Origin of the sequence: Bradyrhizobium hipponense, from assembly GCF_008123965.1 — a bacterium.
Taxonomy (GTDB): domain Bacteria; phylum Pseudomonadota; class Alphaproteobacteria; order Rhizobiales; family Xanthobacteraceae; genus Bradyrhizobium; species Bradyrhizobium hipponense.
This window is the reverse complement of the sequence record NZ_VSTH01000151.1, coordinates 1-10,349: the sequence shown is the minus strand read 5'-3', so window position 1 is coordinate 10,349 and position 10,349 is coordinate 1. Positions and strand designations below refer to the sequence as shown.

Genomic DNA, 10,349 nt, shown 5'->3' with positions numbered 1-10,349 from the left:
CCAAGAAAACGCTGACCTAGGAAGGCGGTTTATGAGGAGTCCAGTTGGCCCGGCCAGCACGCGATAATCTGAATCGGGCGACGAAATCGGGCCTTTGAAGACTTAGCTGCTACGGCCAACAGATCTTCGCCCGGTCAGCAGCCGCACCACAAAGGTGCCGCTCTCGTGCCTCGCGCGCGTGCTGCGGTCCTCGCTCCTTGCTCTGAAAGGTCCTCTGGCGGAGGGTATCCTGCCGCTCGCTATGATTCGTCACCGCCATGACGCGCTGGCCGGAATTGAGGCGGCCTCATTCGCGCGTAGGGGGACCTGATTGAGGAGCTGCGAGATCGCCGTGACGAGCTGGGCGGGCGCGAATGGCTTCTGCAACAGGATGCTGTTCGGGACGCCCTGCGATGCCCAGTCGTCCGCCGCAGCGCCGGTCATGTAGATCACGGGAAACGTCGGCTCTCGTTCTCGGACCTGTCTGGCTAAGTCCCAGCCGCTGAGCGAGCCCATGAGGTTCGCGTCTGCAACGAGCGCCCGGTACTCTTTCACTCCGCTTTTGAAGAGAGTCAGGCCTTCCTCGGCTGAGGAGAGGATGTCGGTCGCGAAACCGGCCTCAATGAGCGCCGCGTCGCGGACCGCCGGAACCTACAAACAAGGGCCGGGTTTGTTCCCGCTAATGTACACATTAAGGAAGGGCCTCAACCCGGGGCTGGTCCGGCTGAGGCCCTTCTGTCGGCATCACGTTGTCAAGGCGTGATCCGGAAGGATCAACTTAGCTTCTGCAATTTCGTTCCGATGCTCTGTCAGCTACATCGGTGGGCCGAAAGACCTCCGCTGAGGCACGCGCTTAAGCCTGCCCGCGTGCCGTTCTCTTCCGGTCTACCCTTGTGAACGGATATCGTCATTCCGCCCCGGCATGTCTCAAACGGGCCACAAGCGGACCTGAGCACTTCTTCCTACTTGGCCGATCCGCGGAGGTTGTTCGCGTGCTCGACTCCCTACGCCGCGCGAACGGTGCTTAGAAATTTTCCTACTTCGAGCTTGAGTCGATTGCTATCAGCAGACAGCGATTTCGCCGCAAACAAGACCTGCGCCGACGCAGAGCCCGTTTCGTTCGCGCCCCGTCGAACATCGACAATATTCGAGGACACTTGGTTTGTGCCACGAGCCGCCTGCTGCACGTTACGAGAGATCTCCTGCGTGGCGGCGCCTTGCTCTTCCACTGCTGAAGCGATCGTTGACGAGATTTCCGACAGTTGCTCGATGGTCCCGCTAATTTCCTTTATCGCACTCACCGAGTCCTCTGTGGCTGATTGAATGCCGGAAATCTGTTGACCAATTTCTCCGGTCGCCTTTGCCGTCTGCTCAGCAAGAGCTTTGACCTCCGACGCGACAACGGCAAAGCCCCGGCCAGCTTCTCCGGCGCGTGCCGCCTCGATCGTGGCGTTTAGAGCAAGCAGGTTGGTTTGACCGGCGATGGTATTGATCAGCTCAACCACATCGCCGATACGGGCAGCCGCCCTCGACAATTCGCTGACCCGGTCCGTCGTCGTTCGTGCCTGACGAACAGCCTCATTGGCAATTCGCGCGGAGTCTTGCACTTGTCGGCTGATTTCGTTCACGGAGACCGACAGCTCTTCAGTAGCCGACGCGACGGAACTGACGTTGGTCGACGCTTCCTCTGACGCTACAGCTACCATCGCCGTAGTGTCCTGCGAGTGTTTGGCGGTCGATGTAAGAGTCGCGGCTGATGCCTCAAGTTCTGTCGAAGCAGACGATACTGTCTCAACGATTTCGCCGATTGCAGCCTCGAAATCGCGAGCGAGCCGGTGCATCTCGTCTTTTCGCTGCTGCGCCGCAAGTAAGTCACGCCTTACTTTGGCTTCGACCTCTTCTCTGGCCTTGTCGGCGAGCATTTGCTTGACGGATTCGACGGCGCGAATGATATCTCCAATCTCATCCTTTCTACCAAATGCAGCCATTTCAATACTTTCGCCGCGAGCCATTCGGTGAAGCAAGTCGACCAAGGCAGTCATTGGATGAGCAATGCCAAAAATGCCGATCGCAAGCGCCAAACCGATGGCGCTAAGGCTCGCTAGCACCGCCAAAACCATAACGGCGCGGATTTCGGCGTTCGCTTCGGAATGCTGCGCGTCAGCTTTCGACTTGGAGAACTCGACCATTGCATCTACCAGCTTGACTTGCGACGCAACGGCATTCTGAAGCGGGCCATTGCATTCGTCGCGCATTCTTTGCGCGGCTTTGAGATTATCTTCTGGAGTAGTTGTGGTGGACGCGTATTCGACGGCGGGCTTGCAGGTGGCAAACGTCTGCCTAAAGATATCGATCCGCTGACCGATTGCTGTCGCCTGTTCCGGGACGTCAACCATTGCTTTCTTGAGACCTTCGATGATTTCCGTCGCGGCATCCTGAGTTGTTTTCAGCAGGCGTGCGTTTCCCGCGTCGGTTGTCTCTGTGAGAATCTCGAATGCAGCCTCGCGATATGTTTCTGCTCGGCGCGCGATCTGTGCTATGGAAGTGGTCGAGGTGTCGACTCTCCGGACAACATCCGAATAAGCCTCATCGATTGCGGACATGCGAGTTGCCATGTAACCGACGAGACCAACCATGACACCGCCCATCACGAGGGCGATCAGGCCGAGCTTGAGCACGATACGAAGATTGTTGAGCAATGACATCATCGGGGTAACCCTTCATGTCCATCTCGGCAGAGGGAATCATGCGGACGCATGGTTAACCCAAGTTTCTTAAAGAAATCCGAAGTCTGAATTGGTCGCGTATTTCTACGGAGCATCCGAAAATTGTGAGACGGCCAGCTCTCGCGCACCGTGATAGATAGCGGCCCAGCTATTTCGGTCTCACTCGTCTTACAAAACGGCCGCTCCGGGTCACAACCGGCAACGCTCGGATCGAGTATATGATTTCCGCTTCGCGCCCCTGAATCGATATTTGCCGGTCTATGGATGGCCTGAACAAAAGGCCCCGACGTATTCCACGTCGGGGCCTTTAGGATCAGCAGGCCGGTTACATCCGCCGCGCCTTCCGATCACTGATGTCGCCGATTACCGCATCCGATCTGGTTCAGAATGTGGCAAGGGCTGCGGCATCGGTGTGAGAGCATCCGGCACGAAAGCGCTCGGCCGCCAGCTCGCTTTTGCGCCATTCGCTCGGGCGCCAACGCCTGATTACTCCATGGCCTTCACCACGATGTGGACATACGTGTTCGCCGGCCTCGTTGCAGGCTGCGCGTAGTGGTTTGTTGCCGTCAGCCGCGCGGGCAGTCCAACTGACGCAGCCAACCTTGCGAAGCTCCGGGAAGTGAGGCTCGTAACAGCAGACTAACGGCGCTACGAACTCCTTGATGCGCTTAGAGCCATGATCGGCCAGTTAGTGCAGCGTCGCGGACGGCCGCTCCGTCATCGCCTCGACAAATTGCCGCAAGCAATCCATAGCTTTGCTCCGCCACGCCTCCAACTCGCCGGCATATTTCGACAAGTTCGCACGAAACTCTTCCCCGTCAATGTCGGCACCGCGAGCAAGCAGACGGCGCGCATAGGCGGTGAGCGCAAGATCGCGATGGCGGCACAACTCGGCGTTTGCTTCGTCTAATATTTTCATTTTGTGCCACGCTTCACAGCCAGTCGCCAAAAATTTCCGCCTTCACCCGGCCGAACGCCGGTGTTTTCCGCGTCGGTATGCCAAATCGAACCCGCATGGGTGACGAAGGACCCCGGCGGATACGTCCGCGATGCATCCCAAATGCCCAGGTAGCGCAGCGTCGGGCGCGACTCGAGTTCCTTGATCCGCTCTTTCAACGGCGCGGTTGCTTTCAGCACGAAATCGCCGATCACTGGTGCCAGCGATTTGACGAGGCCTTCGATCTCGGCTCGCCGCTGGGGCGAAACCTTCGCTTCGATCGCACGGCGCTCTTCGGGAGTTGGGACGTTCGTCATTTACACGGCTTGATGTTGGGGGCTTCCCCATGGCGTCGCTCATACGCAAGCGACAGCCGAGCTTGCTCGCGGACCAACGCGCGACACGCGCGCATGTTGTCAGGATTATCGCGGTGCCAGAGCAGTTCGCGGATTTGCTTGGTTATCCGATTGATTGCAACCAGATCATCGGCTTCCGGCAAAATGCGAACCACCGAACGCGCCATCTTGCGGGCAACCAAACGGCGGCCAGTTTCCAGCTCACTCGCTGTTAGCCTGACGACCATTGTCGTCCCCTCACTATTTCGAAGTCGAATTTCAAATAGCAGATCGCGATCTCAACCTTGGTTACGCTGTAACCTTGCGATGCAGTTTCTGCAGCGCCAGCTTCAAGGCTTGCGCGAGTGCTCGTGCATCTGCCTCGTCCCATTCCCGCAGCGTGCCCTGGCTGCGAAGCCAGTCCTTGTCGTCCCCGTCGAGATCAATGGCAATTCGCGTAGCACCGATCGCCTCGCGTGCGCGGTGTTCCCGCATGCGCTGAGCGGCGGCCGTAGGTGCACGGTGCGTCTTCGGCTTGGTTCTCACTTTTGAACCTGTGTGTGTACTTCTAAAATGCCGTCAAAATGGGCAACGCCCGTCTAGGAATTTAATCCCAGTCCAAGCGCCCCAGCCCGTGCGGTTCTTGCCATTCTCGTCGTTGGTTTTGCGACTACCCGCCCCCATGCCACGCGGCGCGCGGCGCGGCCCGTTCCGTTTCTCTAGTCGCGCTACCTTGGTTTGCGGCGTTCCTGCCCGATCGCCGCGAAGCGTTGCGCGCGTCAGGGTCCCGCGATCGTGTTCGAGCAGTAGAGCGAGCGCATCGATGGAATAGTGCAGCTTCAAGGGGACTTCTCGCTTTTCCATTGTCGTTGCAGCAAGTTCAAAAATTTCTATCGCTAGGGATACCGGGCGCTGGCGCCCGACCCGCACTGGGCCCGGCCTAGGAAGAACCTAAACTGCTCTCGTGATTGTTAGGCTGCTGAACGCGGGCCGCACAGTGACTGTTCACCGAAACGATGTTTGCTCCGCGCGCTCAGCGCTCGAAGAGCACATCGCGGAATCATTATCACCTTGACCCGATAACGCCGCAAGAACTGATTCCGATCGCGCAAATACGCTGGAGCAATGTATCCACCCACGCCGCTGTCATGTGGATCAGAGCATCGTCGATGAAGCCGATGCTCGAAGCTACGCTCTCAGCTTCATCACTCAACGCTTACCCATATATACATATAGATAAAGAAGAGCCCGTATGCTGGTGCAGCAAACAGACATGCTGGTCTAGCAAACAGAGACGGCGTGACGCCAGCGAACCCGCTCAGCTCGCTTGCTGCATCGCTGGCTGTCAAGCGCGTAGTTTTTCAGAATAAGCGGCCGCTTAATTTCGATAAACAAGTCAGTTTAACCCAACTCGGTTCTGCGTGATCCTCTCCGCATCTGATTCACCATGCAAGGAAGGACAAGAACCATGTTGAAACGCGGCGAGAGCACCGGCCGCAAGTTTGCCGGCGGGGCGGATGACTCCGACCTCGACGCCTATTCCATTGGGCAGTTCTGCGCGCGCCACGGCCTCTCGGTCCAGAGCTTTTATAAGTTCAAGGCCCAGGGTCTCATGCCCGAGACGTTCCGTGTTGGCGTGCGCGTGTTGATCTCGCGCGAGGCTGCGAAGCGTTGGCGCGCGGCCTCTGAAGGTCGTGAAAAGATGGCCGCGGGGTCCGATGCTGCTGCGTAGCACCAACACGACCACTGCCATGCCGTTCTTCGGCTCGCTCGCGGCGCACAGCTATGACGTGGTCGTTGCCGACCGGCCGTTCCGCGCCATTCTGGTCTGTGAGCACCAGGCATTCCCGGCAACTGCATAACGCAGCCACGAAGAAATTGGGCCGCCCAAAGGCGGCCCTTTAGTCCCGGCGTTACCAGCGCCGGTCGTTCAACTCCAACTAGGAAAACATCGGAGTAAGTCCAAATATGCATAAACCTGAACGTTGGGCGAAACAAGCCCGAACGATTCGCGCCGAATTGGTCGGCGTGAACGGCTGCCACTGCGCGATCGCCGGCCTCTATGCCTGCGCCAACAATCCCGTCTTGGAATTGTGCCGACTCCTTGTATCTGCCGGTTATGATCCCGCCAGCAAGCTCGTCTGCTTCCGCGGCGGAACGCTCTTGCTGACAGTCTATAGCATTGGCGACGCGACGCGGCTGGAAGTGAGCAGCAGGGGTACCGGTGTTGACCGCGTCTCCGGTGTGCGTATGGCCTCGCCCATGCGCAAATCGCGCCTGGCCCCGTGCTGGAGTACCCGCAAGACGAGCCAGCGCCATCGCAAGCCTGCGTCGCGCCATCGTCGCTCCGGCAAACGGCGCGTCCTCGGGTAACACGATGAGCACCCTGGCGTCGTGGCTGGGCGGCTAGTCGCTCTCACGCAACGCCTCGGCGCCGGCATCGCCATTCTATACCATTCAAAAGGAAACCTAATGACCTCCAAGAAACGCAAGACTCTGGCCATCGACACTGCCGTCGGCACCAACGCCGAGAAACCTGCGGACCCGTTCGCTCCCGCGAACCTGCGGCTCAGTCAGTCCTTCGCGGATACGACCGCCGTCATGAAATTGATCACGACGGTGCCCGTGCGCAAGCCGAACTCGCAGGACTTCGTTCGCGTTCACGCGGGCTCGGGATTCTGCGAAAACTTCCCGTTGATTCAGCTCAAGGATGACGACGAACAGTATGTGGTCGCCGCCAAGCTGGTCCCTGAGCTGGCGAGCGAGATCGTCAGCGTCACGTTGCACTTGGCCACCAACAAGCAAGGAGTTGTATTCCTTTGGCCCGTGCGGCTCCCCGGCACCGACGGAAAAGACTTCGATGCGTGGCGCTCGGCTCGCGAGGCCGCCGAGTTGGCGAAGGAGAAGTGGGTCCGCCTCAAGTGGAACAAGAGCCTGGGCGCGTACGACATCTACCAGGCGGCGAACCAAACGACCGAACCCGAGTGGCCGGCTGACATGGATTATTGGGACCTGATCAAGATCGCGTTCCGCGATCACATCATTCAGGAACTCGATCATCCTGTGGTCAACCGGTTGCGTGGCCTGATCTAGTGCTGTCCGCCTTCCGCGAAATCGTACTGCTCGATTTCGAGTTCCAGACTCCCGTGGGCGGCAAGCCGATTCCGGTCTGCTGTGTCGCCCATGAGGTGCGCAGCGGCCGTACCTTCCGCCTCTGGCAAGATGAGTTCGGCAAATATCCGCCCTTCGCAGCAGGGGCGGATGTTCTGTCGATCGCGTACTACAGCAGCGCCGAATGGGGCTGCTATCGCGCGCTCGGGTGGCCGATGCCCGAACGCGTGCTCGACCTGTTCGTTGAGTTTCGCAACCTGACCAACGGGCTGCCCGTCCCCGCCGGCTACAGGCTGCTCGGTGCTCTTGCCTACTACGGCCTGCCGATCATGGATGCGGTCGAGAAGCAGGAGCTGCAAGTGGCGCTCGGCACCGGCACCTGGCCCGGGCGTTTCAGCCGGCAGGAGATCATCGACTATTGTGAGTCGGATGTGATTGCGCTCAAGCGTTTGCTCCCGATCATGGTGCCGCTTGTCGATCTGCCGCGGGCGCTGCTGCGCGGACGCTACATGTGCGCGGTGTCGGCCGTCGAGTACAACGGCACGCCGATTGATACTGACATGTTGGCGCCGCTGCGCGAGCATTGGATCGGAATCCAGGATCGGTTGATCAAGGCGATTGATCGGGACTATGGCGTATACGACGGGCGCACCTTCAAGATGGACCGCTTCGCCCGTTGGTTGGCGACACAAAGGATTCCGTGGCCGATGCTGGATAGCGGCCAGCTCGATCTCAGTGATGAGGCATTTCGCCAGCAGGCCAAAGGCTACCCACAGGTCTCACCGTTGCGTGAGCTGCGCAGTAGTCTCGCTGGCCTGCGTCTCAATGATCTCGCCGTCGGTCCGGATGGCCGCAATCGATGTCTGATGAGTGCTTTTCGTGCTCGCACTGGCCGCAACCAGCCATCCAATTCTCGCTATATTTTCGGGCCGAGTGTTTGGCTGCGTGGCCTCATCAAGCCTCAGCCCAGTCATGCGCTCGTTTATCTCGATTATCGGCAACAAGAATTTGGGATCGCCGCTGCCTTGAGTGGCGATCCGGCCATGCAGGAGGCTTACGTATCGGGCGACTGCTACCTCACGTTTGCCAAACAGGCGAACGCGGTGCCTAGCGACGCGACCAAGGCAACGCACGGTCCGACGCGCGAGCTGTACAAGCAATGCGTGCTGGGCGTGCAGTACGCGATGGGGGAATATGGTTTGGCAATGAAAATCGGCCAACCGAGAATCGTAGCGCGCGGTCTATTGGGGCTGCACCGGCAGACATACAAGACCTTTTGGCGTTGGTCGGATGCGGCCGTCGATACCGCAATCCTCGCTGGCCGCCTCCACCCTTGGTGACGGTCATCAGACTTGATTAACGGGCAGGTGAAGACCGCAGGGCAGCCCGTCGATCCCGAATCCGATTGAGGATTCGTCGCCGCAGCGTGAGATCGCTGACATTGACGCCAATGCCGGCTTCTCGCAAGAGTACAAAGGCTGTCTTTGGATACATAGGCCAGTTGCTGGACAGCAATTTCATGCCACGCTTAATTTCTTCCTCGGTCAACGCTGGTGGCCGTCCGGCACCAGGGGCCCGCTTTCTTTTCTTGGCCGGCGGAGTCTCCGACCATGCACGCCCGAGTTCGCGCCACCTTAGGGCGGCGGACGATGAATTCGACAGCTCCCGCATATTAATCAGAACGCTGCGCTTACGTTCTTGCGTTACGTTCTGGGGTTGACGTTTGTGCTTCCGACCATGATCAGCTCGCCAGCGTTACCACGTTGTCGCCGCTTGCCGGCTCATGCTGGAGCAGCGCCTTACGCGAGATCTCGTCGCTGTGTTCGGTGATCCACTTCGAATAGGTCCGTTCGATCATGTTGCTCGACGTGTTGTGCAGCGACGCTACTAGCCTGATCGGAATGTTTTGCAGCAGCATTCGCACGATACTGCTATGTCTTAATGCGTAGACCGTCACGACGGTCGGTTCGAGCCCGACGGCGGTGACGATCTTGTCCACGTGGCGATGATAGGTCTGACCCGGATTGTCGCCCCATGGGCTGCCATCGCTCTGCAATAGCAACGGTGCATCATCGGCGCGGCCTTTTGTCGCCTCTCTCAGCTTGGCTGCCAGCTGCACGGTGATAGGTACTGAATAGCGTTCGGCCTTCCGCTTGCTGCGATTGCGTCCTCCGCCCTTGCCGGATCTAGGCATCATCAGTTTCGACCGCAGCGGATGGTCGCGCAAGTCCTCGACGCGCAAGCGCACGACTTGGCTCGGCCGCGCCCCGGTGATCGCCAATGTATCGATCAGCAGCCCCAGCTGATGGTCATGTCCATAGGCCGCAGCGACGAATTCGCGCACCTTATCGTCAGAGATGATGACGTTGCGCGCCTCCTGTGCATCCGGCAAACCGGCCAAACCAACTTCCCACGCCTGCCGGTTCTGAATCCGCTCGTCGTGCTGTCGCGCCAATTCCAAGGCGGCGCACAGACATCTGCAGACGCGATTGATCGTGGCAGGCGTTACCTTGCTGAGTAGGCTATCACGCCATTTTTTCAGCTCGTGCGGGTTCAGCAATTGCACCGGCTTCGCGAGCAGCACGTTGGTCAGATGCACACGGGGTGATTCAGCGTTGTAGGGATTCGCATTGCGCGCTTCGAGATCCCGCCTGTAGTCCTTGAGCGCGCCGTCGACCGTGATCGGCGCGGAATCGGCGCTACCATCCTCGCCACGTGCCAATCGCTTCGCGGCGTCCTGCGCCTCGTAGAACGTCAGCACATTCTTGCCGTCGCTGTTCTCGAAGTCGTCGGCGAGTCCGAAGCCCTTGGTCCAGTAGGCGCCCTGACCGTCGCTGGCCTTGAGCACCCAAGTGCCGTTGGTCTTGTTGCGCCGGTACATCAACGAGATGCCGCGCGCGAGCGAGGGCCCGCTGTACGGTCGGCGCTGGACCTTCAGGCGCAGCCGAGCGCTGCGGCTTTCGAGTGCGCTGAAAGAGACCTTGCGTGCCATGATGGATGCCCCGTTCTCGCCAAGTGTCGCGATTGTGTCTGCGTACGCTTAAGGAGGTGCAGGGCATCATATGGCTATAATTGGCGCTTTATCAACGGATTAGACATTCCGTCCGGTTCTCTGCAATTCCGCAGGCATCACAATTTTTCCCCTGCGCAGGGAAGGCCGGATGTCCTGGCTTCACTTGTATGCCGCTGTGCAGATTTCCTACTGCAACTTCGCACAGTGGACCGCGGGTGCCAGCCGGCGCCCGGTCTTCCCTGCGCCCT

General features: G+C 59.3%; 10 protein-coding genes. 4 read left to right on the top strand and 6 right to left on the bottom strand.

Annotation, left to right across the window (positions count from 1 at the left end):
- Positions 1 to 249: 249 nt before the first annotated feature.
- The 5 genes from FXV83_RS35710 to FXV83_RS35685 all read right to left on the bottom strand — a co-directional run bounded on the left by FXV83_RS35710 (position 250) and on the right by FXV83_RS35685 (position 4,472).
- Positions 250 to 603, bottom strand: coding sequence for a DNA-binding transcriptional response regulator (locus tag FXV83_RS35710; protein WP_148744230.1), 354 nt, complete (start codon positions 601 to 603; stop codon positions 250 to 252).
- Between the two features lie 380 nt (positions 604 to 983).
- Positions 984 to 2,684 (bottom strand): methyl-accepting chemotaxis protein, encoded by a 1,701-nt coding sequence (locus tag FXV83_RS35705; protein ID WP_148744231.1) that lies wholly within the window; start codon positions 2,682 to 2,684, stop codon positions 984 to 986.
- Between the two features lie 936 nt (positions 2,685 to 3,620).
- The gene (locus FXV83_RS35695) at positions 3,621 to 3,959 is read right to left on the bottom strand and encodes a hypothetical protein (protein WP_148744228.1); all 339 of its coding nucleotides are present in this window, start codon (positions 3,957 to 3,959) and stop codon (positions 3,621 to 3,623) included.
- Complete coding sequence (locus FXV83_RS35690) at positions 3,956 to 4,225, bottom strand: hypothetical protein (protein ID WP_148744227.1); 270 nt, start codon at positions 4,223 to 4,225, stop codon at positions 3,956 to 3,958. Before FXV83_RS35690 ends, FXV83_RS35695 begins: the two co-directional genes overlap by 4 nt.
- A 61-nt stretch (positions 4,226 to 4,286) precedes the next feature.
- Positions 4,287 to 4,472, bottom strand: coding sequence for a hypothetical protein (locus FXV83_RS35685; RefSeq protein ID WP_235940440.1), 186 nt, complete (start codon positions 4,470 to 4,472; stop codon positions 4,287 to 4,289).
- 973 nt (positions 4,473 to 5,445) lie between these two features.
- Between FXV83_RS35685 and FXV83_RS35680 the strand changes: the two genes are divergently transcribed.
- The 4 genes from FXV83_RS35680 (at position 5,446) to FXV83_RS35670 (ending at position 8,428) form a co-directional block, all read left to right on the top strand.
- Positions 5,446 to 5,709, top strand: coding sequence for a hypothetical protein (locus FXV83_RS35680; RefSeq protein WP_148744226.1), 264 nt, complete (start codon positions 5,446 to 5,448; stop codon positions 5,707 to 5,709).
- Positions 5,696 to 5,839 (top strand): hypothetical protein, encoded by a 144-nt coding sequence (locus FXV83_RS43245; protein WP_187436400.1) that lies wholly within the window; start codon positions 5,696 to 5,698, stop codon positions 5,837 to 5,839. Before FXV83_RS35680 ends, FXV83_RS43245 begins: the two co-directional genes overlap by 14 nt.
- A 610-nt stretch (positions 5,840 to 6,449) precedes the next feature.
- Positions 6,450 to 7,070: a hypothetical protein gene (locus FXV83_RS35675; protein WP_148744225.1), complete on the top strand. Its 621-nt coding sequence runs from the start codon at positions 6,450 to 6,452 to the stop codon at positions 7,068 to 7,070.
- Positions 7,070 to 8,428 (top strand): DNA polymerase, encoded by a 1,359-nt coding sequence (locus tag FXV83_RS35670; protein WP_148744224.1) that lies wholly within the window; start codon positions 7,070 to 7,072, stop codon positions 8,426 to 8,428. The genes FXV83_RS35675 and FXV83_RS35670 overlap by 1 nt, the downstream gene beginning before the upstream one ends.
- Positions 8,429 to 8,829: 401 nt before the next feature.
- On the opposite strand, the gene FXV83_RS35665 is transcribed toward FXV83_RS35670, so the two are convergent.
- Entirely contained in the window at positions 8,830 to 9,969 is a 1,140-nt protein-coding gene (locus FXV83_RS35665) for a tyrosine-type recombinase/integrase (protein ID WP_235940439.1), read from the bottom strand.
- Positions 9,970 to 10,349 lie beyond the last annotated feature (380 nt).